Source organism: Methylobacterium sp. GC_Met_2, assembly GCF_026540795.1.
Lineage (GTDB): Bacteria > Pseudomonadota > Alphaproteobacteria > Rhizobiales > Beijerinckiaceae > Methylobacterium.
In genome coordinates, this window is the sequence record NZ_JALNUM010000042.1 from 24,077 (window position 1) to 48,395 (window position 24,319).

Genomic DNA, 24,319 nt, shown 5'->3' on the forward strand with positions numbered 1-24,319 from the left:
ATCCCGCGGACCTGGCCCGGAGCCGTCACGGCTGCCCTTCTGGCGATGGCTCCGACCGGGGTATCGGCCGCCGCGCCGGCCATGGTCGGCGGCGCCACCCTGACGCCGATCTCCATGGAGGCTCTGCCGGGTTTTCCCGGACCGGGCGTTGCCGCAGCCCTGGACGCGTTCCGCCGGGTCTGCGCCGCCCCGGCGCCAGCTCTGCCGCAGCCCGCCGGGGTCGCCGGTGACGCCGTTGCATTCGCCGAAGCCTGCGCGGCGGCGAGAGGCGATGTTCCGGATGCGGCCGCGTTCTTCCGCGATCGCTTCGACGCCTTCCGCATCGACCGTGCGGGTGCCGGCCAGATCGGCTTCCTCACCGGCTATTTCGAACCCGAACTGGTGGGCTCCCGCGATCCGGGACCGGACTTTCCGACGCCGGTCCTCGCCCGTCCCGACGATCTGGTGTCCCTCGGCCCCGGCGAGACCCGGCCCGGCCTCGATCCGTCCCTGCGCGCCGCCCGCGCCACAGCCGACGGGTTCGGCCCCTACCCCGACCGCGCCGCCATCGAGGACGGAGCCCTCGGCGCGCAGACGCGGCCGATCCTGTGGCTGCGCGACGCGGTCGATCTGCTGGTTCTTCAGGTCCAGGGGTCCGGGCGCGTGCGTCTTCCCGACGGGCGCGCGGTGCGGGTGCTGTACGACGGGCGCAACGGGCGGCCCTACACCGCGGTGGCCAAGCTGATCGTGCAGGAGGGGCACCTGCCCCTGGAAGGCCTGACGCTGGCCCGCTGGACCGGCTGGCTGCGCGACCACCCCGACATCGCCAGGCGCCTGATCCGGGCAAACGCCTCCTACATCTTCTTCCGCCTCGCCCCGATCGAGGATCCGGCCCTCGGGCCGCCGGGGGCCGCGAACGTGCCGCTCAGCCCCGGCCGCAGCCTCGCGGTGGACGCGTCTCTGTGGCGCTACGGGCTGCCGTTCTGGCTCGCGGGGCCGCTTCCGGGTGCGGGGCCGGGCGAAGCCGGGCGCCTCGTGATCGCTGGCGACACGGGCTCGGCGATCGTCGGCCCGGCCCGGGGCGATCTGTTCGTCGGGACCGGCGCGCAGGCCGGCATCGCGGCCGGGAACCTGCGCGACGCGATCGGCTTCGTGGTGCTTCTGCCGAAGGCCATGCCGGGCGGGACCCCCCGATGAGGCCGCCCCTCCGCGGGCGCCGCCTCAGCGCCGGGGAGACCCGGCTCTGGGATGCGATCGCCAAGTTGGTGACGCCGCTGCCGGGCCGGGCCACGCCGATTCCCGAGGCGGTCCCCGCTCCGGTGCCTCCGACCGCCACGATGCCGCCGCTGACGGCGCCGATCCTGAAGCCGACCGCGCCACCGATCGCAAAAAAGCCGCGCGCCCAGAAGCCGCCGCCCAAACCGGCCCCGGAGCCACCGCGTCCGGCCACCGCCCTGCCCTACCAAGCGCCACCTCAGAACCACGTTCCGAGTGCCGGGCTGGAGCGAACCGCGAAGGTCGGTCTGCGCCGGGGGCGGCTCGCCATCGACGCGCGAATCGATCTGCACGGGATGGTCCAGGCCGAGGCGCATGCCGCGCTGACGGGCTTCCTGCTCCGGGCCCGGGCCGCCGGACATGCCTATGTGCTGGTCGTCACCGGCAAGGGCGGCTCAAGTTACGGAGAGGCGTTCGCCGAGCGCGGCGTGCTCCGCCGCAGCGTACCGCACTGGCTGCGGGGGCCGGACCTGCGCGGGATCGTGCTGGGCTTCGAGGAGGCTGCGCGCCACCATGGCGGCGGCGGCGCGCTCTACGTTCGGTTGCGGCGGCGCTGAGGAGCGGCAAACCGCGCGGGCCTGAGCCGTTGCGGCATGGGCCGATCCCGCCGATATCCGAACGCTGGCGCACGAGGCGCCGCGAGCCGCGAGTGAGATGCCGGAGCTTCCCGAGGTCGAGATGGTGCGGCGGGGGCTGGAGCCCGCCATGGTCGGGGCCCGGTTCAGCCGCGTCACCCTGCGCCGGCCCAACCTGCGCTTCCCCTTCCCCGAGCGCTTCGCCGCCCGGCTGGAGGGCCGCACCGTGACGGGCCTCGCGCGCCGGGCGAAGTACCTCGCCGCCAGCCTCGATTCCGGTGAGACGCTGATCATGCATCTCGGCATGAGCGGCCGGTTCGATGTGGCCCTGCCCGATGGCAGCAACCTCTCACCGGGGGATTTCTACCTGGAGGGGGCACAGGGCACGCCCAAGCACGACCACGTGGTGATGGCCATGAGCACCGGCGCCACCGTCACCTACAACGACGCGCGCCGCTTCGGGTTCATGGACATCGTCCCGAGCCGCGATCTCGAAACCTGCCGCCACTTCGCCCGGATGGGCGTCGAGCCCCTCGACGGGCTCACCGGCGCGGTGATCGCGGGGCTCTTCCGCCACAAGATCACGCCGCTGAAGGCCGCCTTGCTCGACCAGCGCCTGATCGCGGGGCTCGGCAACATCTACGTCTGCGAGGCCCTGCACCGGGCGCGCCTGCATCCCGAGGCTCCGGCCGGAACCCTCGCCCGGCCCGACGGGCGGCCGACACCCAAGGCCAATGCCCTGGCCAAGGCGATCGTGCAGGTGCTGGAGGCGGCCGTGAAGGCCGGCGGCTCGACGCTGCGCGACTACGCCCACACCGACGGCAGTTCGGGCGCCTTCCAGCATGCCTTCCGGGTCTACGACAGGGTCGGCCTCGCCTGCACCCGGCCCGGCTGCGGCGGCGCCATCACCCGCATCGTGCAGGCCAACCGCTCGACCTTCCTGTGCGCGACCTGCCAACCGCCCGGCTGACGGCCCGGTCCGATGGCGGCGATCCGGCCCTTGGATGCCGCGGAACGGCATTTTCGCCACAAACCCGACTAGGGTCTCAAACCTCGACGTGCGCACCCGGTTGCGGGCAGCCGATCCCGGCCCGCGACGCGTGACGGGTCGCGCGGACCCAGACAGGATCCCGATGTTCTTCCGCCGCTCAAAGACGTCCGCGCCCGAACGCATCGTGCGGGATCCGACGGACGAGCCTGCCCTGCCGCAGCGGCTCTCGCCGCGCTCGCCCAGCGAGGCGATCAAGCCGACCGTCGCCCCGCCGCCCCCGGAGCGCCCCGAGCGTGAGCGCAGCAGCTTCGTCGGCGTCATCAGCGGCGCGCTGACCTTCGCGGTGGTCATCGCCATCGCGGCGATGATCGGCATCACGCTGTTTCAGCGGCAGGTGCGCGAGGCGGGGCCGCTTGCGGGCGACAAGGTCGTGGTGATTCCGCCCAGCGGCACCGGCGAGATCGCCGACGCCTTGAAGCGCGAGGGCGTGATCGACCATACCGGCCTGTTCGAGTTCGCCGCCCGCTTCGGCGGACGCCCCGCGCTCCGGGCCGGCGAATACATGTTCAAGGCCCATGCCAGCATCGCCGACGCGCTCGACACGATCGCCACCGGCCGGCAGGTCCAGCACGCCATCACCTTCCCGGAGGGCCTGACCTCCGAGCAGATCGTCACGCGGCTCAACGAGAACGACGTGCTCACCGGGGAGATCAACGAGATCCCGCCGGAGGGCTCGCTCCTGCCCGACACCTACAAGTTCGAGCGCGGCGCGACGCGCCAGAAGATCGTCGATCTGATGAAGACGAAGCAGCGCGAGGTGCTGAACCAGATCTGGCTGCGCCGCAGCGCCGACGTGCCGGTGCGGACACCGGCCGAGATGGTCACCCTCGCCTCCATCGTCGAGAAGGAGACCGGCCGGGCCGACGAGCGGCCGCGGGTGGCGGGCGTGTTCATCAACCGCCTGAACAAGCGGATGAAGCTGCAATCGGACCCGACGATCGTCTACGGCCTCGTGGGCGGGCGCGGCACCCTCGGGCGCGGAATCATGCGCTCCGAGATCGACCGGCCGACCCCCTACAACACCTACGTGATCGAGGGCCTGCCGCCGGGCCCGATCGCCAATCCCGGCAAAGCCGCCCTGGAGGCGGTGGCCAACCCGTCCCGCACCAAGGATCTCTTCTTCGTGGCGGACGGCACCGGCGGCCACGCCTTCGCCGATTCGCTGGAGGCGCATCAGCGCAACGTCGCCCGCTGGCGGGCAGTCGAGAAGAGCCGGCAGGCGCCGCCGGACGCCGTCGACAAGGTCGAGCCGGGCCCCGATCCGGGGACGCCGGGCCGGGCCTCGGCCTATGCGCCCGGTGACAACGGGGGGAGCACGAACGCGGCCTTCCTCGAAACCGGCACGCCGGGCAGCCGGGCCTTCGACGCCTCCGAGGGGACGCGGCTGGATCCGCTGAAGAACCGCAGCTACGATCTGGGCTCGCCGAAGTCCGTGCCGGCGCTCGCAGCGCCGACGCCCGCGCCCAAGGGCCGACGCTGAGGGGCGAAGAATACCCGCCGGGGCCCGATCCGCAGCGCTGAGCAGGATCCGACCACGCTCCTTTGCTTTCAGGGTCGGTTACCCCGGAAGAACCCCGCCGGCGCCTCTTCCCGGTGGGACGATCCGTGCTACAGGCGCCGATCTTCACCGCAACGGGGTTCGCCTTGGCCCAGATCGCGAGCATGACCGGCTTTGCCCGGGCGGCGGGCACCACCGGGCCGGTGCACTGGGTCTGGGAAGTCCGCAGCGTCAACGGGCGCAGCCTTGAGGTGCGCGTCCGGGTACCGGCCGGCCAGGACGGGCCGGGCGAGGCCGCCCGCGCCGCGCTCCAGAAGGCGCTCGCCCGCGGCCAGTGCCAGCTGACCCTTACCTTGACCAAGCCGGAGACGGCCGCGCGCGTGCGGATCAATGAGGCGCTGCTGGCGGGCCTCGCGCAGGCGGTGGCGCGGGTGCCGGTCCCCGACGGCATGGCCCCCGCCACGATGGACGGGCTGCTCGGCCTGCGCGGCGTCGTCGAGGTCGAGGACGAGACGGCCGACAGCGACGCCCTCACCCGGGATCTGACCGAAGGGGCGGTCCGGCTGGTGGCGGATCTTATTGCGGCGCGCGGCTCCGAAGGGCGCCAGTTGCAACAGGTCGTCACCGCCCAAATCGACCGGATCACCGCGCTGACCCAGGCCGCCGAGGACAGTCCCGCCCGGCAGCCCGAAGCGGTGCGCGCCCGGCTGGAAGCGGCCGTCGCGGCGCTCGGCGGCACCGGCCTCGATTCGGACCGGCTTCATCAAGAGGCGATGCTGCTCGCCGGAAAGGCGGATGTGCGCGAGGAGCTCGACCGGCTCCGGGCCCATCTCGTGAGCGCCCGCGAGCTTTTGGCGACCGGCGGCGCGGTCGGCCGACGCCTGGATTTTCTGGCGCAGGAATTCGGCCGGGAAGCCAACACCCTGTGCGCCAAGGCCAACGACATCGGCCTGTCGCGGATCGGGCTCGACCTGAAGGCCGTGGTCGAGCAGTTCCGCGAGCAGGTCCAGAACATCGAGTGACGTGAGGGTACGGATGCGCAACACCGCAGAGCCACGCCGATGACCGAGCCGGCCGGAACCGTCTCCGAAACCATCGCCCGGCGCGGGCTGATCCTGATCCTGTCCTCGCCCTCCGGGGCAGGCAAGACCACGCTCACGCGGGCGGTGGCGCAGGACCCCGCCTGGGCACTCGACCTGTCGATCTCGGTGACCACCCGGGCCCGGCGCCCCTCCGAGATCGATGGCCAGCACTACCACTTCATCGAACGCGAGGCCTTCGAAGACCTGCGCGCCCGCGACGACCTGCTCGAATGGGCCGAGGTCCACGGCAATTTCTACGGGACGCCCCGCCGCCCGGTGGAGAAGGTGCTGGGCGCCGGCCGGGACATGATCTTCGACATCGACTACCAGGGCACGCGGCAGGTGCGGGCCAAGCTCGCCCAGGACGTGGTGACGGTCTTTATCCTGCCGCCCAGCCTGGCGGAGCTGCGCCAGCGCCTCGAGCGCCGGGCGGAGGATTCGGCCGAGACGATCGAGAAGCGCCTCGCCAACGCCCGGACCGAGATCCAGCGCTGGGTCGAGTACGATTACGTCATCGTCAACGACGACCTGCAGAACGCCTTCCGGGCCCTCCAGGGGATCCTGGCGGCCGAGCGGCTGAAGCGCGCCCGCCGGACCGGTCTTGCGACCTTTGTGGACGGGCTGCTGGCCGAAACGCCGTAAGGTCCCTACCGGCGGATCAGCACGACGCCGCCGATCAGGAGCCCGACCCCGAGGAGGCGCGGCAGGTCGATGGGCCGCTGCGCGAGGCCGAGCAGGCCGATTTGGTCGAACAGCACCGAGGCGAGCATCTGGCCCGTTACCAGCAGGGCGAAGAAGGTCGCAGCGCCGAGCTTCGGGACCAGTACGATGGCGAGTCCGATGAAGAGCGCGCCGAACAGCCCACCGCTCCAGGTCCACCAGGGGATGCGGCCCGCTATGCTCGCGGCCGGCAGGGGATCGCGCAGGACCGCGGCCAGAAGCGCCATGCAGGCGAGGCCAACCGTATAGCTGGCCACCCCAGCCCAGGATGCCGATGCGAGCCCGGTGCGCAGGTTCGCGTTCAGGATCTGCTGCACGACGAGACCGGCGCCCGCCAGGACGGCGAGCAGGGCGGAAAGGGCAAGGGCGAGCATCGACGAACCTTCACGGGTTGGATCGGGCCGCCATTGACAGCCGCATCGGCCCATGCCGTCAAATGTCCGGACGCTGCGAGTCGATGCAGGATCGGCATGATCAATCCGGCCCATCTCGACCTGTTCCGTGCCGTTATCCGCCACGGTGGCATGACCCGGGCCGCGCAGGCCCTGGGGATCGGTCAGCCCCATGTGAGCCGCGCCATCGCTCAGCTGGAAGCGGATCTCGGCTTCCCGCTCTTCGTCCGCGGCCACGGCAGCGCGATCCCGACCCAGGAGGGCGAGGCCTTCGCCCATGAGGTTGTGCAGACCTTCGCGGGTCTGGACCACCTGGACCACGCCGCCCGGCGGATCCGGGAGCGCGGAACCGGCTCGCTGCGGATCGCCTGCCAACCTTCCCTGGCCTCACGGCTCCTGCCCCGGGCGCTCCGGCGGCTCGACGCGGAAAGTCCGGGCCTGCGGGTTTCGGTTCATGTGCCGAGCCCCGATACGATCTGGTCCTGGGCGGCGTCGGGCCAGTGCGACCTCGGCCTCGCACGGCCCCGATCGGGCTACGCGGCGGTGGAGGCGGAACCGTTCCTCAACCTGGCGGCTGTCTGCGCGCTGCCGCGGCGGCACGCCCTCGCGGCCAGGCGCGTCGTGACCGTCACGGATCTCGCCGGGCTGCCGTTGATTGCTGGCGGATCCGGATCCGTGCAGCCGGCCGTGGAGGCGGTTTTCGCGGCCGCGGGCGTGACGCCGCACTTCGCCCTGATGGCCGAATACACCGCCGCGCGTTGCGGGCTCGTCGCGCAGGGACTGGGCATCGCGATCGTCGATCCTTTGCCGGCACGGGAACTGAGCGGCCTGCCGATCGTGCTGCGGCCATTCCGGCCCGCTTTGCAGATCGAAACTTTGCTGCTGCGCCCGGCCGGTCGGCCGACGAGCCGCCTCGCCGAGCGGCTGATCGACCACCTGAAGGCGGAGCGGGACGCGTTGGTAGGCCGATGATCTGGCGGGGTCAGCCTGCGGCCGGCACCCCGTGCGGCGCGCAGAGCCATATCCGCATCGCCGCGAAGGTCGCCACCGCTGCACCGGTCAGCGTCGCCTCCGCCTCCGCATCATCGCCGAATGCGTCCAGCCGCGTCCGGAAAGCGGACCACATCGCCCCGTTGCGCGGACCGTGGGCGCGGTAATAAGTGAGCCCCCTCTCGCTGAGGCCGTGCAGGCCCGCGATGTGCCGGCCGATCAGCTGGCCGCCCAAGGTCGAGCCCTCCAGCACGTAGAGCGCCCCGGTCGCCGCAGCGGGACCAAGGAGCGGGACAGAACCCGGCCGTGGCAGCGCCGCGACCGCCGCAGGGGGGAGGCCGAGATGGTTGAGATCGGCCGCCAGGAGCGCCAGGCGCCGCCGGGGCGCCAGGAACGGCTCGTCGGCGAGCTGCGCGCCGATCGCGTGCTCCCAGGTGGCGTGGAAGCCGTGAAGCCGGGCCAGCAGGTCGCGATAGCCCGCAAGCGTTGCGACCCGCGCCTGCCAATCGAGGCCGGCTTCCAACGCCCGGTGGGCCGGGTCGGTGGCCGCACGGAGACGCGCGTGCAGGCCGTCGCGCCGGATCGGGTTGGCGGGGCTCACGCGGTGATCGTGAAGCAGGCGCCGGGATTGTTGGCGACGTCGAGCCGGGCGTTGATCTGTTCGAGCATCGCCCGGATCAGCTTCATGCCGAGCCCTGAACCCTTGCCGCGGGCCTTGGCGTTGGTCCAGTCATCGGGCAGGCCGGCGCCATCATCGCAGACGCGCAGCCGCACCTCGCCGGGGCCGGAGGCCGAGACGCTGACCTCGACGCGACCGCCGCCGGCTGGCTTCGCCGCGTACTTGAAGGCATTGGTCACGAGTTCCGTGGCGATGAGCGAGAGCGCCACCGCCTTGCGGTAGGGCACCATCAGGCCCGGCTCGGCGGTGAGATCGACCGCATGGCCCTCGCCCGCGAGTTCCGCGAGGTCGTTGCACAGGCTCTCGAGGGTCTGGCCGAGATCGACCTCGTCCACGCGCTCGGCTTGGTACAGGCTATCGTGCACCCGGGCGACGCTCATCACCCGGGCCGAGGTGTCGGCGAAGGCTTGACGGGCCTCACCATCGGAGATCTGGCGACGCTGCATCTGCAGGAAGGCCGAGACGATCTGCAGGGAGTTCTTGACCCGGTGGTCGATCTCCCGGGTGAGCAGATCCTTCTGCTCCAGTAACCGCTCCTTCTCGGCGAGCAGGCCGGTCAGCTCGTCGATCTTGCGGCGCTGGCGCAGAACCACGCCCTCCACCGCCTCCGCGAGGGATCCGGCGAGCTGGATCTGCCACTCGGCCCAGGGGGCCGCGAAGCCGGTCCGCTCCTCGACCCAGCGCTCGAACGAGCGCCGCGGCAGCACCGCCACCGGACCGCTGCCGGCCAGTACCGGCTTGCGCGGATCGCCGCCCCACGTGACCGTGCTGGGCACCTCGGGGCGGAACCAGAAGAGCAGGTTCTCGCGCGACTGATCCACGAAGCTCGCGAGCAGCCCGCTGGCGATCTCCCGATGCGGCGCCGCGTCCGGATAGTCGGCGGTGAAGCTGCTGCTGCTGTAGCTGAACTCGCCCGCCGGCACCTGTGTCTGCAGCCAGTCCGCGATCGCCGTGACCCGATCCGCCGGGGGCGTGCGGCCGATCAGCGTGACCCGCCCGCCCGAGACGATGCCGGCGCCCGTGGCGCTGAACAGATCGAGCAGCGTAGTCCCACCATCGGTCAGGGCGCTCACGAAGTCGTCGGAGCGGGTCAAGCGGCGCACAAGGCGGCCCTCGACATCGAGATGCGCCTGCCGCTCGGCCCAGAGGCGGCGCGACTCGATCTCCTGCACCCGCATAGCAAAGGCATCGGTCAGCACGGTGGCGGCCGAGCGGGTCTCTGGCGTGACGTAGTGCGGGCGGCGATGATGCCCGATCATCAGGCCCCAGAGCCGGTCGTCGACCATGATGGAGATCGACATGGAGCCGTTCACGCCGAGGTTGCGCTGATACTCCAGGTGGATCGGCGACAGCGTCCGGTGCTGGGCGAAGGTCAGGTCGATCGGGCCATTGCCGGCGCCCGCGGCCGAGACAAGCCCCACCGGCACGCTGTCGCGGTCGATCACGAAGCGGCTCTTGGCCTTGGTGTAGAGTGCGCGGGCCTGGGCGGGGATGTCGGAGGCGGGGAAGCGCAGGCCGAGCAGGCTGCGCGACCAGTCGCGCGTCTTGTCCTCGGCCACCGCCTCGCCGTTCCAATCCACGTCGAACCGATAGACCAGCACCGCCTCGAAGCCGGTGAGCGCCCGGATCTCCAGGGCGGCGATCCGGGCGGCATCCGTCAGGGTCTCGGCCGTGCGCAGGCGTCCGACGGCGAGTTCCGTATCGACCTGGCTGGCGGTGGCGAAATCGGCGGCCGAGTCCGGCTCCAGCTCCAGCTCGACGATCACGCGTCCGGCATGGGCGTGGGCGACCGCATAATAGGTCGCGTCGCGGCCCGGCAGGGGGAGCCGGGCGCGGACCGAGCGGCCGTCATCGAGTGTCTGGTCCGCCAGCCGACGCCGGACGGTCTCGACGAAGGGTGCGGGCAGGATCTCCCCGAGGGGGCGCCCCGCCAGGGGCGGAACGATCGGATCGACGATCTCATCGATGTTGGCCGAGTAGGCGAGCACGATCAGCGTGCTGACATCGGCCGCCAGCATCACGGCGTTGGGCTGGATCGAGCCCGGGATATGGATCGGCTCGCGCTCGCACAGGCTGGCATCCACCGGCTCGGCCCGGACCCGACGCCCGATCGCCGCCAGGACGGCTTCCCGGGACTGGCCGGCCCCCAAGCTCTCGATCGGATCGATCGTCAGCCATGTCACCGGCGGACCGCCCGCCATAATCCCGTGGCGCATGTGGATCCGGGCCCGCAGCGGCTGCGGCACCCGGCCGAACACGTAGTCGAAGCGCTCGTCCAGGGCGCCGCGGCGTGCACCAGCGAGGAAGCGCCCCCGGAAATTCGGGACGTTGGCCCCGGGCATCACGTCGCGAAAATAGTCGCGTCCGAGCACGGCCTCGCGCGCGAAGCCCGAAAGCACACTCGCGCCCTCGCTGAAGGCCACAACCGCGCCGGCGGCGTCCAGACCGATCACCCCCTGATCCAGGCGGTCGATCGCGTCGGGCGCGAGCACATCGAGGTCAATCGTGCTGTCGTCGGCCGGACTCGGCGGCATCAGGAACCCAATCAGCTCATCGAACGGGTATGGCGGTGAGATCGGTCGAGCGCAATGCTCGGGATCGCGACACGATCAACACTGGTTTTTCGTTCGTGTCATGTCGGTCAGAGCGGTCGTCAGTGCTTCTTCAACTGTGGGATGGTAGATCGGCCGCTCGATCACATCCTGGGCCGTGAGCCCGTCCGCGACCGCGTAGGTGAGAAGGTGGGCGAGGTGCTCCACGGCGGGGCCAAGCATCTCGCCACCGAGCAATCGTCCGTCCCGATCGGCCCAGAACCGGAGGCCGCCCTGGTTGTGTCCTTCAACGCGGGTGCGGCCCTGATCGGAGAAATCCATCGCGCCGATCACGCAGTTGTCAGCACCCGGATCGTAGGGGGCACCGATGGCGGCGGCCTGCGGATGGGTGAACACCATGGCGAGGCGCGTCCAGGGCGCCACCGCCTGGACCGGCCGCCCGGCCGCCAGGGCCGCGGCGTTGGTGCCGGCGATCCTGCCCTGGCGGCTCGCCTCGTGGAGCACCGGCCGCCAGGCATCGGCATCACCTGCGATCAGGATCGGCGCTCCGGTGCAAACCTGGGTGCTATGGTCAAAGTTCGGGACGCCGTCCGCGCCGAGGCGCAGGCCAGCCGCGGGGAGATCGAGATCGTCCAGGTTCGGCGCGCGGCCGGCGGCGGCCAGCACCATCGCGGCCCGCGTCACCTGCCCGTGTCCCTGGCGATCGGTCCAGTCGAGGCGGACCCCGTCGCCCTCTGGCTCCGCGCTCACCAGCGTGGCGCCGAGATTCAAGTTCATCTCGGCGCCGAAGATCCCGGCCGCTTGGCGGGTGAGATGCGGCTCGCTCAGACCCGCGATGGTATCGCCCGCGTCGATCACCGTGACGGCGACACCGAGCCGGGCCATCGCCTGAGCGATCTCGATCCCGACCGCGCCGGCCCCCAGGATGGCCAGCGAGTCCGGCAGATCGGGCATCTCGAACAAGGTATCGGTGGTGAGGAGGCGATCGCCGAGGCCGCGCAGGGGCCCCGGCACGATCGGGCTCGATCCCGTGGCGATGATGGCGGCCCGGAACCGGATCCGCAGGCCCTCTCCGACTGCGAGCGTCCGGGCGTCCACGAAGCGGGCGCTGCCGCGAATGCGCGCGTCTTCCGGCAAGTCGTCCTGACCCTCGAGGACGCTGCCGACGAAGCGGTCGCGCTCGGCGCGGAGGCGCGCCAGCACGGCGGGTCCGTCCACGGCGACCTCCCGCACACGAATTCCGAACAGATCGGTGTTGCGCGCCGCATGGGCGGCAGTCGCGGCGGCGATCAGCAGTTTGGAGGGCATGCAACCGACCCGCGCGCAGGTCGTGCCGCCGGGGCCGCGCTCGATCAGGACGGCGTGGGCGCCGGCTTCGGTGGCGGCGCGATAGGCGGCCAGCCCGGCTGTTCCGGCGCCGATCACCGCGACGTCGCACACCAGCTCGCCCATCATTCCCCCGAATCACCTGCCGGGGCCCAAGTCTTACGGCTGAGGTTCGTTCCGCCTGCGCGCACGAGCCTCACCTAGACTGAGGTGCCTACGGGCAGCTCGGATCGCAGCCGGACCAATGTGCGGTGCGACATCCCCCCTCCCGGCGGGGGTAAGGGGAATCGCTGCCGCTCGATCGGGGGCGCGGCGGCAGCGTTACACCCCGCGGCCGGGCGCCGTTCCGCCGAGGTGGAACACCCGATGCGGCACCAGCTCGCCGCGCTCGACGTCGCCGACGGCGACCAGGATGCCGGCACAGGTGGCGAAGGCCTTGCCCTCCACGGGGGCATCCCGGCCGCGCAGGATCACCGGCTGGCCACGCATCAGGCGCAGGCCGAGATCCCGGGACACAGCGACCTCCGGGATCGCGTCGAGCGCCGTCTCCACCGGGCGCAGATAGGCGAGTGCCGCCTCGGGGGTGCCCTCCGAGAGGGTGGCGACCGGGCAGGACTCGGCTTCGGAAAACGGTCCCACACGGGTCCGGCGCAGGGCCGCCACGTGACCGTAGCAACCGAGCATCCGACCGAGATCCCGGGCGAGCGCGCGGACATAGGTGCCCTTGCCGCACTCCGCCTCGATCACGGTCCGCTCTCCGTCATGTTCGATCACAGCGAGTCGGTCGATCTGCACGGGACGGGCGACGAGTTCCACGATCTCACCCTCCCGGGCGAGATCGTAGGCGCGCTCGCCCTGGATCTTGATCGCAGAGTAACGCGGCGGCACCTGCTCGATGGCGCCCACGAAGGCCGGCAGCGCGGCCTCGACCGCGGCGCGATCCGGCCGGGCTTCGCTGGTCGCGACGGGACGGCCCTCGGCGTCGTCCGTGTCGGTCTCGACGCCCCACTGAACCGTGAACCGGTAGGCCTTGCGGCCGTCCATCACGAAGGGAACAGTCTTGGTCGCCTCGCCGAGCGCGATCGGCAGGATGCCGGAAGCCAGCGGATCGAGGGTGCCGGCATGGCCGGCCTTCTTGGCGTTGAAGGCACGCTTCACCACCGCGACTGCGTGGGTCGAGGTCATGCCGACATGCTTGTCGAGGATCACCCAGCCCGACACGTCCTGGCGCTTGGGGCGGTCGGGGCGTGGTCCACGCTGCGGGCGACGGCCCTCCGGGGGCCGGCGCTCGCCGGCCGAGCCGCCGGCCGGGCGCTCGCCCAGCGGATGATCTTCGATGGAAACCGTCATGTCCTCGCGTCCCCCGGGGTCGTGCCCCGTCCCATTCTCGTTCGGTTTTCGGGGTCAATGCCCCGGCCCGGTCTCCGGTTCGCCGCCGTCCTGCTCGTCGCCGTCCTGGCCGTGATCGAGGTCGCGCTGCACGCGCTCGTCCCGCAGCAGCCGGTCGATCCGCGCCGCCTCGTCGAAGGTCTCGTCGCGACGGAAACGCAGCTCCGGCGCGAATTTCAGGTTCACCCGCCGTGCCACCTCCTGGCGCAGCACCTTCCGGTGCCGTTCCAGGGCAGCGATCACCGGCGCTTCGTCGAGGCCGCCGAGCGGCATCACGTAGGCGGTCGCGAGCTTCAGGTCGGGTGACATCCGCACCTCCGGCACGGTCACGACATGCGTACCGAGCACAGGGTCCTGGATGTCGCCGCGCTGGAGCACCTCTGCGAGCGCATGGCGGATGAGTTCGGCCACGCGCTGCTGGCGCTGCGAGGGGCCGGTGGTAGTCGGTTTCTGGGCCATTCTGTCTCGGGCCGGCGCCCCGCAGGTGGCCGGCTCACGTCCTGAAAAAAGAAAAGACGGCCGCGGCAGGTGCCGCGACCGCCCTGTCCGGACGGGTCCGGAGCCTTAGAGGGTGCGGCGGATCTCCTCGACCCGGTAGCACTCGATCGTGTCACCCGCGCGCATGTTCTCGAAGTTCTCGAAGGCCATGCCGCAATCCTGGCCGGAAGTGACTTCCTTCGCGTCGTCCTTGAAGCGCTTGAGCGTCTTCAGCTTGCCCTCGTGGATCACCACGCTGTCGCGGATCAGGCGGACATAGGCGCCGCGCTCCACGATGCCGTCCTGAACGCGGCAACCCGCGACCTTGCCCACCTTCGAGACCTCGAAGACCTCCTGGATGGTCGCCTCGCCGAGGCGCTCCTCCCGCAGGGTCGGCGGCAGCATGCCCGACAGCGTGGCTTTGATGTCGTCCACGAGGTCGTAGATGATGTTGTAGTAGCGAATCTCGATGCCGGCGCGCTCGGCGGCCTCGCGGGCCTCCTTGAGGGCACGCACGTTGAAGCCGATGATCACCGCCTTGGAGGCCTGCGCCAAGGTGATGTCCGACTCGGTGATGCCGCCGACGCCCGCCAGAAGGATTCGGGCCGCGACCTCGTCGTTGCCGAGCTTCTCCAGGGCACCCGAGATCGCCTCCACGGAGCCCTGCATGTCGCCCTTGATGACGACCGGGAGTTCCTTGCGGCCGGCGCCTTCCTTGAGGTCGCGCATCATGTCGACCAGCGAGCGGTTGGCACCGCCGGTACGCGCATTCTGACGCTCGCGCTTCTGACGGGCGCGGTACTCGGTGACCTCACGGGCACGCGCCTCGCTCGGGACCACCGTCACCCGGTCGCCGGCATCGGGCGTGCCGTTGAAGCCCAGCACCTCCACCGGAACCGAAGGCCCGGCGTACTGCACGTTGTCGCCGAGGTCGTCGATCAGGGCGCGGACGCGGCCCCACTCGGCGCCTGCCACGACGATGTCGCCGGTGAACAGGGTTCCGCGCTGGACCAGGACCGTCGCCACGGGACCACGCCCGCGATCGAGCTGTGCCTCGATGACCGTACCCTCACCGTCGCGCTTCTCGTTGGCGCGCAGGTTCATGATCTCGGCCTGGATCTGGATACCCTCCAGAAGCTCCGGCAGACCGTCGCCGGTCTTGGCCGAGACCTCGAATTCGAGGGTCTCACCGCCCATCGACTCGACCTGGATGTCGTGCTGGAGCAGCTCGGTGCGGACCCGCTCCGGCTTGGCATCCGGCTTGTCGATCTTGTTGACCGCGATGATCATCGGGACGCCGGCCGCCTTGGCGTGCTGAATGGCCTCGATCGTCTGGGGCATGACGCCGTCATCGGCCGCCACCACGATCACCACGATGTCGGTGACCTTGGCGCCGCGGGCGCGCATCGACGTGAACGCCGCGTGGCCCGGGGTGTCGATGAAGGTGATCATGTCGCCGGACGGCGACGCGACCTGATAGGCGCCGATGTGCTGGGTGATGCCGCCGGCCTCGCCATCGACCACGTTCGCCTTGCGGATCGCATCGAGCAGCGAGGTCTTGCCGTGATCGACGTGACCCATGATCGTGACCACCGGCGGACGGGGATCGAGATCCTCCTCCAGATCCGGCTCGTCGGACGACAGACCCTCTTCCACGTCGGACTCGGCGACGCGGCGGACCGTGTGGCCGAGCTCCTCGGCGATGAGCTGCGCGCTGTCCGAGTCGATCACGTCGGTGATCTTGTGGATCTCGCCCTGCTTCATCAGCATCCGGATCACGTCCACGGCCCGCTCCGACATGCGGTTGGCGAGTTCCTGGATGGTGATCGACTCGGGGATCGTCACCTCGCGGGACAGCTTCTCTTTCTGCTCGACATGGCCGCGACCGCTCATGCGCTGCTGGCGGCGGCGGAACGACGCCACCGAGCGCGTGCGCTCGTCCTCACCCGACGTGGCCGTCGCGATGGTCAGGCGGCCGCGGTTGCGGTCGCCGCCCGGCGACTTCGGGGTCTTGGGCGGTGCGATGATCTTGAGCGGCATGCCGGGACGGCGGATCACCCGCTTGGTCTCGGACTCGTCCTCGTTGGTCTGGGTCGCGCGGCCGGCGGGGCGCGCCGCCGCGCCGGCGCCAGCGGGACGCGCCGCCGTGGTCGGCGTCGCGCTCTTCTCGGGCTCGGGCGCCGGGGCCGGGCGGGCCATGAAGTTGAGGTCGCGGGGCTTGCGCGAATCAGCCGTGATGGTCTTACGCGGCTCACCCGTCGACGGCCGCGGTGTCAGCGGCGGACGCGGGGCGGGCGCGGCTGTGGCGGCCGGCGCCGCCGGACGGGCACCAGCCGGCTGGCGCGGAGGCGCCGGGCGGGCCGGCGTAGCGGCGGCAGCCGGGCGAGCGGGTGCCGATGTCGCCACCGGTTGCGCGGGCGCAGGCGCCGGACTGGCTGCAGCGGCCGGGGCAGGTGCTGCAGCAGCAGGGGCCTCCGAAACAGGCGCGGCGGCTGCCGCTTTCGAAGCCTCGGCGGCGGCCTGCTTGGCTGCCTCCTCGGCGGCCCGCGCGGCTTCCGCGGCGGCGGCCTTGCGCTCTTCCTCCTCGCGGCGGCGGGCCTCGGCGGCCTCCCGCTCGCGACGGGCCTGCTCTTCGGCCTCCTTGCGGCGCGCCTCGACCTCGGCTTCCGCCTTGCGGCGTGCCTCGGCCTCGCGGCGCTGCGCATCGGCCAGCGCGGCTGCGCGGGCAGCGCTCTCCTGCTCGCTTAAAGTCCGAAGCACGACGCCCGAGGCTGCCCGCTGGGCCGGACGCGGCGGTGGCGTCGTCGGCGCGGGGGCGGCCGGACGCAGCGCCGGGGCAGGTTCACGCGCCGGGGCGGCCGGCGCTGCGCCGATGACGCGGCGCTTCACCGTCTCGACCACGACCTGCTTGGAGCGGCCATGGGAGAAGCTCTGACGTACGGTTCCCGCCTCGATCGGCCGCTTGAGGGACAGCGGCTTCGGGGAAGTCCGATTCAGAGTCTTGTCGCCCGGGTTATTCGTATCGCTCATTCAGCCTGAACCCTGAGGGTTTCCATCGTCCCGTGAACCGACGCCCGGTGGCGCCAGTCAGATCATTCCTGCGTCGTCAACGTGAGGCTTCGTCGATCCCGCCGATTCGGGCTGGATCGGGCTCCCCGGTCGCCGCGGCGGCGCCCTCGAAGGAGCGTAGCCGACGCCAACGCGACAGGCAGCCGGCGGCTCCGGCTCCTGCGACGAGCGCAGCGTGTATCACATGATCCCGACCTAAGGCCATGTCCAATTCATCTTCGGACAGGTCATCGATGATCGGTATCCTTGAGATGGCTTCACCGTGGCGCCGGTACAAGGCCGCCGCGATCTTGCGCCGACCGTCCGCACTGGCTTCCGCGGCGTGGATCACCGCAACTGCGCGGGGATCGCCGCCGATCGCCGCCTCGACCTTCGAGAAGCCTGCCACGATGCAGCCTGCCTTGTTGGCGAGTGCGATGGCCTGCCGCAGATCCGCGCGCAGCCCGACTGCGATTCGGTCTGGCAGATCGGGATCGGCCGGGGCCGGCCCCTTGAAGGCCCGGGCGAACAGGTTTTTCCGCACGGCCGTAGCGACCGTGTCCCGCTGGGCGCTGACCCAGGCGCCGCGGCCTGGCAGCCGGGCGCGCAGGTCGGGCACGACCCGCCCATCCGGCCCACGCACGAACCGGATCATCGCGTCCGGCGCCTGAGCGGCACGCGTGACGATGCAGGTCCGCTCGGGCGCGCGGCGGCCGGGGCCGGCATCCAGCCCTTCGCCTTCCGGTCCGCCCTCGGGCGGGTTGACCTCGACCTCGCTCACCGCGCCTCCGCCGCCGGGACTCTCAGGCCTCGGCCTGGGCGGGGGCGGTCTGCTCGCCCTCGGTCCCGTCTTCGGCCCCCTCTTCAGCACCCTCCTCGGCCTCCGGCTCCGGCAGGGCCTCGATCCAGCCGGCCTTGAGACGGGCGGCCATGATCAGGGCCTCGGCCTCGGCGCGGGACAGGTCGAATCCGTCGAGATAGCCCGCGTGGCGCACGGCCTCGGGGCCGCGACCCTCGGTGTAGCCGACGAGGTCGTCGGTGGCGCAGCCCGCCAGATCCTCGATCGACTTCACGTCGTTCTCGCCGAGCGCCACCATCATGGGCGTGGTGACGCCCTCGATCTCGCGCAACTCGTCGGCGACGCCCAGCTCGGTGCGGCGGGCATCGTGCTCCTGCTCGATCCGTGCGAGGTGGTCCTGCGCGCGGGCCTGGATCTCGGCGCCGGTCTCCTCGTCGAGACCCTGGATCCCGGATAGCTCCTGGGTGTCGACGTAGGCGATCTCCTCGACGTTCCGGAAGCCTTCCGCGGCAAGGAGCTGGCCGACGGTCTCGTCGACGTCGAGCGCCTCCATGAACACCTGGGTCCGCTCGGCGAACTCCTTCTGGCGGCGCTCCGATTCTTCGGCCTCGGTCAGGATGTCGATGTCCCAGCCGGTGAGCTGCGAGGCCAGACGCACGTTCTGGCCGCGGCGGCCGATCGCCAGCGACAGCTGGTCGTCCGGCACCACCACCTCAATGCGGTCGGCCTCCTCGTCGAGCACCACCTTCACCACCTCGGCGGGCTGGAGAGCGTTGACGATGAAGGTTGCCTCGTCCTCCGACCACGGGATGATGTCGATCTTCTCGCCCTGAAGCTCGCCGACCACCGCCTGCACGCGCGATCCGCGCATGCCCACGCACGCGCCGACCGGGTCGATGCTGCCGTCGCGGGAGATCACCGCGATCTTCGCGCGGGAGCCCGGATCGCGAGCCACCGCCTTCACCTCCACGATGCCGTCGTAGATCTCGGGCACTTCCTGGCCGAACAGCTTGGCCATGAACTGAGGATGCGAGCGCGACAGGAAGATCTGCGGGCCGCGGACTTCCGAACGCACGTCGAACAGGTAGGAGCGGATGCGGTCGCCCGGCCGGAAGGTCTCGCGCGGGATCATCTCGTCCCGCCGCACGATGCCCTCGCCGCGGCCGAGATCGACGATCACGTTGCCGTACTCCACGCGCTTGACGATGCCGTTGAGGATCTCGCCGATCCGGTCCTTGTACTCGTCGAACTGGCGCGCGCGCTCGGCGTCGCGCACCTTCTGGACGATGACCTGCTTGGCCGATTGCGCGGCCACGCGCCCGAAATCGAAGGGCGGCAGGGTGTCGGAGATCACGTCGCCGACCAGCGCGCCCGGATTGTAGCGGCGGGCCTGATCCAGGGTGATTTCGCGGGCGTCGTTCTCGACCTCGTCGACGACCAGGAGGTGGCGCGACAGGCGCAACGCCCCGGTCTTGTTGTCGATCTCGGCGTGAACGTCGGTCTCGGCGCCGTAGCGGGAGCGCGCGGCCTTGGCGATCGCTTCCTCCATCGCGTCGATCACGATGGAGCGGTCGATCACCTTCTCGCGGGCGACCGCGTCGGCGATCTGGAGGAGTTCGAGCCTGTTGGCGCTGACGACGGCCATCGGTGTCGGTCCTTCTCTTCCGTCAAATCTTCGAGCCGGCCGCGGGGCGGTCGACGCTTGAGGTCTCAGTGCAGCGAGTCGCGATCCTTGATCCGGGACGCCTTGGTCACGACCGCCTTCTTCGGACCGGTCCGGACCGGATGCTTGGGCTTGGCTGCCGGGCTGGCTTTCTTCGGCCCCTGCGGGCGGAACGGGCCGCGCGCGGGCGGCGTCGCATCTTCCTCGGCGGGCTCGCCGTCCTCGGCCTCGTCGGCCTCGTCGTCGGCGGGCGGACCACCGCGGCGGAGCGATTCGCGGATGAGCTCGTCGGTCAGGACGAGATGGGCTTCGGCGAGGTCCTTCAGCGGCAGGTCGATCCGGCTCGGCAGGCCTTCCTTCACATCGGGCAGATCGATCGGGACGGTGAGCCCCACCGGATCCGGCGCGCAAAGGATGCCGCGAAAGCGTTTGCGGCCGTCGAGCGGCGGGCTCAGCTCGACCTTGGCCTCGTACCCCACCCAGCGGGCGAAATCCGAGACCCGCACCAGCGGTCGGTCGATCCCCGGCGAGGACACTTCCAGATTGTAGGCGCCGCCCACCGGATCGTCGACATCGAGGAGCGGCGAGATCGTGCGGCTCACCGCCTCGCAGTCGGTGATGGTGAAGCTGCCATCCGGCCGCTCCGCCATGATCTGTACGGTACAGCCGTTGATGTTGTTGACCTTCACCCGGACCAGCCGGAAGCCGAGGCCCTGGAGGGGCCCCTCGATCGCCTGCGCGACGCGCGCGGCGACCCCCGTCTCTCGGACGAGACGCTTCTCGGACAGATCCGCTTCGATCTCGGACGACATGTGTGGTGGTGAACACCCTTCGCGGCGTTCTGCGTGGCTCGCCCGCGCTGTGCGGCGAAAAAGACGTGCGGCGAAAAAAAAGAGCGGACCCGGTGGGGCCCACTCCCGAACCGCAGCCTCTCGACTGCCATCAGAACTGTTGACGGCTAGATAGCCGCGGATCGACAGGAGCGCAAGGGTGCCGGAATGCCGGCCGGCCCTCTTCTCGCAGCGCGATGGGACTGATGTCTGATGCCTACGCTCAGACGAGGGCGCTCAGAGTCCGAGTTCGCTATGCGACCCGATACGGACGAGATGCAGCTTGGGTCGCTCAGCCGCCGGGTCCGATGGCTCACCAGATTTTCGATAGATCAGGACCAGATCCGGCTTGATGTGGCAGTCGCGGTGATACTTCCATGTGCCACCGAGCGGGTGATCGACCATGTGCGGTGGAAGCGGGTGATCATCGGCGAGCAGATTGACCGCTGCGAGCAAGTCGGCCCGCACCGTTGCACGATGCCGCCCCTTCTGCTCGCGCTTCATGTCCTTCTTGAACTGCCCGGTGATAACGACATCACGTTTGCTGCGCGTGGCAGAGTCCGGCGCGGCCGGGTCGTCAGTCGGCGTCAAGGGCCGCGAGGAGGTTCGACGGATTGCCGACATGGATCACGTCGCCGGCGAGATCGGCCCGCAGGGCCGCGCTCGTCTCCTCATTGGGGACGAGCGGATCGAAGGGCAGGCGCCTGTCGGCTACCACGCGATGGAGCATCAGGCGGAAGGCCTCGGACAGGGAGAGACCGACCGCGCCGAGGACGGCCTCGGCCTCCAGCTTCACCTGCGCATCGACCTGCACCCGGACGGCTCTGGTCCGTGGCGCCGGCTTCGTCTTGGCCTTTGTTTGAGCGGACGCCATCGGCCTCCTCCTGCGCCCGAATTGTACCACGGCAGACCGAGCCGACAATGACGACGCCGGAAGGATCTTGGCTGATTGCGATCAGCCGCTCCGCGGCACCCGCCCCTCGAGCGGATAGGCCGGATCGTTGTAGCCCGGCGTCGTCGGGTGCCCCGCCGCCACGAACCCGTCCACCAGCGCCTCGTCCTCGGGGGTGAAGGCGTAGTCGAGGGCGCCGAGGTACTCCTGCCACTGTGCCTCCGTCCGCGGCCCCGCGATGACGCCGGTGATGAGGCAGTTGTTCAGCACCCACGCGGTGGCGAACTGGCCGGCCGTGATGCCGCGGACCTCGGCGTGCTCCTTGAGCGTCCGGGCGATGCGCAGGGATTCCGGCCGCCACTCGGTCTGCATCATCCGCGTGTCCTGCCGGCCGGCGCGGGATTCGGCCGGCGGCGGCGCGTCGGGATCGTACTTGCCGGTAAGCACGCCGCGGGCGAGCGGCGAGTACGGCACGACGCCGAGCCCGAAATGCGCGCAGGCCGGCAGGTGCTCTGTCTCGGGCATGCGGTTGAAGGCGTTGTAGTAGGGCTGGCTCACCACCGGCCGGTCGATGCCGAGTTCGTCGCAGAGTCGGCAGATCTCGGCGACCCGCCAGGACCGGTGATTCGACACGCCGAAATGCCGGATCTTGCCGGCCCGCACCAAGTCGGCCATCGCGCGCACGGTCTCGGCCAGCGGCGTGTCGTGGTCCTCCCTGTGGAGGTAGTAGATGTCGATGACATCGGTCCCGAGCCGGCGCAGGCTGTCCTCGGCGGCCTTCATCACGTGGACGCGCGACAGGCCGCGATCGTTGACCCCCGGCCCGGTCGGATTGGCGACCTTGGTGGCCAGGATCCAGGCGTTGCGCTCAGGCCCGATGGCCCGTCCGGTGATCTCCTCCGAACGGCCCTCCGTGTAGACGTTGGCCGTATCGATAAAGTTGACCCCCGCCTCCCGGGCGCTGGCGACGATGCGGCCGGCGGTGGCCTCGTCGGTGGGGCCGCCGAACATCATCGTGCCGAGGCAGATCGGCGAGACCTTGAGGCCGGAGCGGCCGAGATTGCGGTACTGCATGGGATCCATCCGGTGTCCGTCGCCCCGCTATCTCGCCGCAGCGCGGCCGAGGTCAACCACACAGGTCAACCCGGCCTGTAACCGTAGCGGCCCCACGGCGAACCGACCCGTGACGGCACCCACGCCCCAAGGCAGCCGTTCCCGGGGGCCTGTTCGCGCTCCATCCACCGATCAAAGCCCCGTTCGCCAGCCATGACCGACCGCCTCGCCGGCTCCCTCGGCATCCCCCTCCCCTGGCTCGACCGGGCCGGACGCCTCTCATGGCTGAAGCTTGCGGTGTTCGCGGGCTGCATCGCGCCGGCCCTGTACCTCGCCGCCGCCTACCGGCTTGACGCGCTCGGCGCCAAGCCGATCACCGCTCTGATCCACGCCACCGGCGAATGGGCGGTGCGCTTCCTGCTGTTTTCCCTGGCGATCTCGCCCCTGCGCCGCATCGCCGAATGGCCGAAGGTGCTGGTGGTCCGGCGCATGCTCGGCATCACCGTGATGGCCTACGCGGTGGCCCACCTCACCCTCTACGCCGTCGATCAGAACCTGATTCTCACCAAGATCGTCTCCGAGATCGCGCTCCGGCTCTATCTGACCATCGGCTTCGTGGCGCTGATCGGCCTGATCGCCCTGGGGCTGACCTCGACCGATGCGGCGATCCGCAACCTCGGCTCGAACTGGAACCGGCTGCACCGGCTCGTCTACACGATCGCGGTGCTGGCGCTCGTCCACTACTTCCTGCAATCGAAGATCGACGTCAGCGACCCGGTCTTCTCGGCCGGGCTGTTCCTGCTGCTGATGGGCTGGCGGGTGATGCGGCGGTTCAAATGGCCGGAGCGGCCCTGGTCGCTTCTGCTGCTCGCGGTCGTTGCCGGGCTCGCCACCGCGGCCCTGGAGGCGGCGTGGTATGGGCTTGCCAGCGGCGTCCCGGCCAGCCTCGTGCTCGCCGCCAATCTGGATTTTTCAGGCCCGATCCGACCCGCCTGGTGGGTACTGGCGGTCGGCCTGGTCCTGCCGGCGACGGCCCTCGTGCGCGGCAAGACGGCACGGACGGTGGGGCAGTCTTCAGGCGGACGGCCGGCCTCCCCGGCGCGGCGGCCCGCCCCCAAGGAAGCGGTGCCGGAACCCTTGTCGCCGCAGGCCTGATGCCGCAGAACCCGCGACCGGCCCCCTCCATCGACGGTCCGGGCCGCAGCGGAGCTTGTCAGGACGCCATGCGCGGCACTCTTCTCCTTATCGCGAGCCTGCTCGTACCCGGTGCCGCTCAGGCGGCCCCGAATGCGGCGCCACCGGCCCCCGCCGCGAAGCCCGCCAAGGCCGCACCCCCGGCTGCGGCTCCGGCGGTCGCAACCTGCACCCCGCCCGAGCCGCCGCCCGCCTCCGCGCGCCCAGCGAAACCCGCGCTGCCGGATAAGCCGGCCTGCCTCGACGCCAAGGAGGGCTGCCCGGGCTGGGAGGCCTACAGCTACAACGACGCGATCAAGGCCTATAACCTGCAGGCGCAGGCCTTCCGGCCCATCGCCGACGCCTACCTGCAGAAGCTCAACGCCTACGTGAAGGCGAGCGGCGAGTACGCGCAGTGCGAAGTGAACGCGATGCAGAAGTAGCCGGCTGAACGGCGGCCAACAGGCGCTCTGGCGGCGGTTCAGGCCGCTAGGCGCAACCTCCTGTGAATGGCCGCGATCCCCGCGCGCCCGATCACGCCGAGGCCACCCGTGCCCGCCCGTCGTCTCCCCATCCGTACCGGTTTTCTAGCCCTGCTCTTCGCCGCCGGCCCGGCGTTGGCTGCCGATTTCGATGGTCCCTATCCACCGGAGCACCGCTGGGGCGGCCCGGTTCAGGAGGACGGGCCCGAGCATCGCCCCCCGCCGCCGCCGCGTCCCGAGCCGGAGTTCCGCGGGTCGCGCTTCACCGCGGCGCCCCCCGAGGCATGCCGGGAATTCGTCCGGCGCCGGTTCGATCCGGACGGCGCGCCGGTCGTGCGCCGGGTGCGGGTCTGTGACGAGCCGAGCTTCGAGCGCGGCCCGCCCCCGCCGCCTC

The 24,319-nt window shown here is 70.8% G+C and carries 22 protein-coding genes and 1 pseudogene; 10 read left to right on the forward strand and 13 right to left on the reverse strand.

The window, feature by feature from the left end; translation table 11 throughout:
* Positions 1-45 precede the first annotated feature (45 nt).
* The 6 genes from OXS49_RS15775 to gmk all read left to right on the forward strand — a co-directional run bounded on the left by OXS49_RS15775 (position 46) and on the right by gmk (position 6,102).
* Positions 46-1,176 carry an MltA domain-containing protein gene (locus OXS49_RS15775; RefSeq protein WP_267425537.1) on the forward strand — a complete coding sequence of 377 codons (1,131 nt, stop codon included), beginning with the start codon at positions 46-48 and terminating at the stop codon, positions 1,174-1,176.
* On the forward strand, positions 1,173-1,811 hold the full coding sequence (locus OXS49_RS15780) for a Smr/MutS family protein (protein WP_267425503.1): 639 nt from the start codon (positions 1,173-1,175) through the stop codon (positions 1,809-1,811). The genes OXS49_RS15775 and OXS49_RS15780 overlap by 4 nt, the downstream gene beginning before the upstream one ends.
* Before the next feature lie 97 nt (positions 1,812-1,908).
* A complete protein-coding gene (gene mutM, locus OXS49_RS15785) occupies positions 1,909-2,799 on the forward strand; it encodes a bifunctional DNA-formamidopyrimidine glycosylase/DNA-(apurinic or apyrimidinic site) lyase (protein WP_267425505.1) in 891 nt (296 codons plus the stop codon).
* Positions 2,800-2,962: 163 nt separating this feature from the next.
* A complete protein-coding gene (gene mltG, locus OXS49_RS15790; RefSeq protein ID WP_267425507.1) occupies positions 2,963-4,360 on the forward strand; it encodes an endolytic transglycosylase MltG in 1,398 nt (465 codons plus the stop codon).
* Between the two features lie 182 nt (positions 4,361-4,542).
* A complete protein-coding gene (locus OXS49_RS15795) occupies positions 4,543-5,400 on the forward strand; it encodes a YicC/YloC family endoribonuclease (RefSeq protein WP_267425540.1) in 858 nt (285 codons plus the stop codon).
* A gap of 39 nt (positions 5,401-5,439) precedes the next feature.
* Positions 5,440-6,102: a guanylate kinase gene (gene gmk / locus OXS49_RS15800; protein WP_267425509.1), complete on the forward strand. Its 663-nt coding sequence runs from the start codon at positions 5,440-5,442 to the stop codon at positions 6,100-6,102.
* Between the two features lie 5 nt (positions 6,103-6,107).
* On the opposite strand, the gene OXS49_RS15805 is transcribed toward gmk, so the two are convergent.
* The gene (locus tag OXS49_RS15805; protein ID WP_267425511.1) at positions 6,108-6,554 is read right to left on the reverse strand and encodes a DMT family transporter; all 447 of its coding nucleotides are present in this window, start codon (positions 6,552-6,554) and stop codon (positions 6,108-6,110) included.
* A gap of 96 nt (positions 6,555-6,650) precedes the next feature.
* Between OXS49_RS15805 and OXS49_RS15810 the strand changes: the two genes are divergently transcribed.
* Positions 6,651-7,544, forward strand: coding sequence for a LysR family transcriptional regulator (locus OXS49_RS15810; RefSeq protein WP_267425513.1), 894 nt, complete (start codon positions 6,651-6,653; stop codon positions 7,542-7,544).
* Positions 7,545-7,554: 10 nt separating this feature from the next.
* Here OXS49_RS15810 and OXS49_RS15815 read toward each other — a convergent pair whose 3' ends face one another.
* From OXS49_RS15815 to OXS49_RS15870, 12 genes are all read right to left on the reverse strand, one after another.
* On the reverse strand, positions 7,555-8,145 hold the full coding sequence (locus OXS49_RS15815) for a biliverdin-producing heme oxygenase (protein WP_267425542.1): 591 nt from the start codon (positions 8,143-8,145) through the stop codon (positions 7,555-7,557).
* Positions 8,146-8,159: 14 nt separating this feature from the next.
* Complete coding sequence (locus tag OXS49_RS15820) at positions 8,160-10,775, reverse strand: histidine kinase dimerization/phosphoacceptor domain -containing protein (protein WP_267425515.1); 2,616 nt, start codon at positions 10,773-10,775, stop codon at positions 8,160-8,162.
* A 75-nt stretch (positions 10,776-10,850) separates the two neighbouring features.
* Positions 10,851-12,245 (reverse strand): dihydrolipoyl dehydrogenase, encoded by a 1,395-nt coding sequence (locus tag OXS49_RS15825; protein ID WP_267425544.1) that lies wholly within the window; start codon positions 12,243-12,245, stop codon positions 10,851-10,853.
* Between the two features lie 195 nt (positions 12,246-12,440).
* Positions 12,441-13,469, reverse strand: coding sequence for a tRNA pseudouridine(55) synthase TruB (gene truB, locus OXS49_RS15830; protein WP_267425518.1), 1,029 nt, complete (start codon positions 13,467-13,469; stop codon positions 12,441-12,443).
* A gap of 54 nt (positions 13,470-13,523) precedes the next feature.
* Positions 13,524-13,967 (reverse strand): 30S ribosome-binding factor RbfA, encoded by a 444-nt coding sequence (gene rbfA, locus OXS49_RS15835; protein WP_244004504.1) that lies wholly within the window; start codon positions 13,965-13,967, stop codon positions 13,524-13,526.
* Between the two features lie 105 nt (positions 13,968-14,072).
* Positions 14,073-17,015 carry a translation initiation factor IF-2 gene (gene infB, locus OXS49_RS15840; protein ID WP_267425522.1) on the reverse strand — a complete coding sequence of 981 codons (2,943 nt, stop codon included), beginning with the start codon at positions 17,013-17,015 and terminating at the stop codon, positions 14,073-14,075.
* Positions 17,016-17,091: 76 nt separating this feature from the next.
* Positions 17,092-17,814: an RNA-binding protein gene (locus OXS49_RS15845; protein ID WP_267425523.1), complete on the reverse strand. Its 723-nt coding sequence runs from the start codon at positions 17,812-17,814 to the stop codon at positions 17,092-17,094.
* Positions 17,815-17,836: 22 nt separating this feature from the next.
* On the reverse strand, positions 17,837-19,477 hold the full coding sequence (gene nusA / locus OXS49_RS15850) for a transcription termination factor NusA (RefSeq protein WP_267425525.1): 1,641 nt from the start codon (positions 19,475-19,477) through the stop codon (positions 17,837-17,839).
* Positions 19,478-19,542: 65 nt separating this feature from the next.
* Positions 19,543-20,307, reverse strand: a complete 765-nt coding sequence (gene rimP / locus OXS49_RS15855) for a ribosome maturation factor RimP (RefSeq protein WP_244004495.1) — start codon at positions 20,305-20,307, stop codon at positions 19,543-19,545.
* A 255-nt stretch (positions 20,308-20,562) separates the two neighbouring features.
* On the reverse strand, positions 20,563-20,853 hold the full coding sequence (locus OXS49_RS15860) for a type II toxin-antitoxin system YafQ family toxin (RefSeq protein ID WP_267425546.1): 291 nt from the start codon (positions 20,851-20,853) through the stop codon (positions 20,563-20,565).
* 49 nt (positions 20,854-20,902) lie between these two features.
* Positions 20,903-21,199: a type II toxin-antitoxin system RelB/DinJ family antitoxin gene (locus OXS49_RS15865; RefSeq protein ID WP_244004493.1), complete on the reverse strand. Its 297-nt coding sequence runs from the start codon at positions 21,197-21,199 to the stop codon at positions 20,903-20,905.
* 81 nt (positions 21,200-21,280) lie between these two features.
* The gene (locus OXS49_RS15870; protein WP_244004491.1) at positions 21,281-22,291 is read right to left on the reverse strand and encodes an aldo/keto reductase; all 1,011 of its coding nucleotides are present in this window, start codon (positions 22,289-22,291) and stop codon (positions 21,281-21,283) included.
* 192 nt (positions 22,292-22,483) lie between these two features.
* On the opposite strand from OXS49_RS15870, the gene OXS49_RS15875 reads away from it, so the two are divergent.
* The 3 genes and pseudogenes from OXS49_RS15875 to OXS49_RS15885 all read left to right on the forward strand — a co-directional run.
* Positions 22,484-23,425 (forward strand): protein-methionine-sulfoxide reductase heme-binding subunit MsrQ, encoded by a 942-nt coding sequence (locus tag OXS49_RS15875; RefSeq protein ID WP_267425532.1) that lies wholly within the window; start codon positions 22,484-22,486, stop codon positions 23,423-23,425.
* 68 nt (positions 23,426-23,493) lie between these two features.
* The gene (locus OXS49_RS15880) at positions 23,494-23,886 is read left to right on the forward strand and encodes a hypothetical protein (protein WP_244004487.1); all 393 of its coding nucleotides are present in this window, start codon (positions 23,494-23,496) and stop codon (positions 23,884-23,886) included.
* A gap of 108 nt (positions 23,887-23,994) precedes the next feature.
* A pseudogene (locus OXS49_RS15885) lies at positions 23,995-24,319 on the forward strand (hypothetical protein); the annotation flags it as partial.

Coding starts and splice junctions, on each gene's coding strand:
- truB (WP_267425518.1), bottom strand. CDS start 13,469: ATGACGGTTTCCATCGAAGATCATCCGCTGGGCGAGCGCCCGGCCGGC.
- OXS49_RS15805 (WP_267425511.1), bottom strand. CDS start 6,554: ATGCTCGCCCTTGCCCTTTCCGCCCTGCTCGCCGTCCTGGCGGGCGCC.
- OXS49_RS15775 (WP_267425537.1), top strand. CDS start 46: ATGGCTCCGACCGGGGTATCGGCCGCCGCGCCGGCCATGGTCGGCGGC.
- nusA (WP_267425525.1), bottom strand. CDS start 19,477: ATGGCCGTCGTCAGCGCCAACAGGCTCGAACTCCTCCAGATCGCCGAC.
- OXS49_RS15865 (WP_244004493.1), bottom strand. CDS start 21,199: ATGGCGTCCGCTCAAACAAAGGCCAAGACGAAGCCGGCGCCACGGACC.
- gmk (WP_267425509.1), top strand. CDS start 5,440: ATGACCGAGCCGGCCGGAACCGTCTCCGAAACCATCGCCCGGCGCGGG.
- OXS49_RS15825 (WP_267425544.1), bottom strand. CDS start 12,245: ATGGGCGAGCTGGTGTGCGACGTCGCGGTGATCGGCGCCGGAACAGCC.
- rimP (WP_244004495.1), bottom strand. CDS start 20,307: ATGTCGTCCGAGATCGAAGCGGATCTGTCCGAGAAGCGTCTCGTCCGA.
- OXS49_RS15880 (WP_244004487.1), top strand. CDS start 23,494: ATGCGCGGCACTCTTCTCCTTATCGCGAGCCTGCTCGTACCCGGTGCC.
- infB (WP_267425522.1), bottom strand. CDS start 17,015: ATGAGCGATACGAATAACCCGGGCGACAAGACTCTGAATCGGACTTCC.
- OXS49_RS15870 (WP_244004491.1), bottom strand. CDS start 22,291: ATGCAGTACCGCAATCTCGGCCGCTCCGGCCTCAAGGTCTCGCCGATC.
- OXS49_RS15875 (WP_267425532.1), top strand. CDS start 22,484: ATGACCGACCGCCTCGCCGGCTCCCTCGGCATCCCCCTCCCCTGGCTC.
- OXS49_RS15810 (WP_267425513.1), top strand. CDS start 6,651: ATGATCAATCCGGCCCATCTCGACCTGTTCCGTGCCGTTATCCGCCAC.
- OXS49_RS15795 (WP_267425540.1), top strand. CDS start 4,543: ATGACCGGCTTTGCCCGGGCGGCGGGCACCACCGGGCCGGTGCACTGG.
- OXS49_RS15780 (WP_267425503.1), top strand. CDS start 1,173: ATGAGGCCGCCCCTCCGCGGGCGCCGCCTCAGCGCCGGGGAGACCCGG.
- OXS49_RS15820 (WP_267425515.1), bottom strand. CDS start 10,775: ATGCCGCCGAGTCCGGCCGACGACAGCACGATTGACCTCGATGTGCTC.
- mltG (WP_267425507.1), top strand. CDS start 2,963: ATGTTCTTCCGCCGCTCAAAGACGTCCGCGCCCGAACGCATCGTGCGG.
- mutM (WP_267425505.1), top strand. CDS start 1,909: ATGCCGGAGCTTCCCGAGGTCGAGATGGTGCGGCGGGGGCTGGAGCCC.
- rbfA (WP_244004504.1), bottom strand. CDS start 13,967: ATGGCCCAGAAACCGACTACCACCGGCCCCTCGCAGCGCCAGCAGCGC.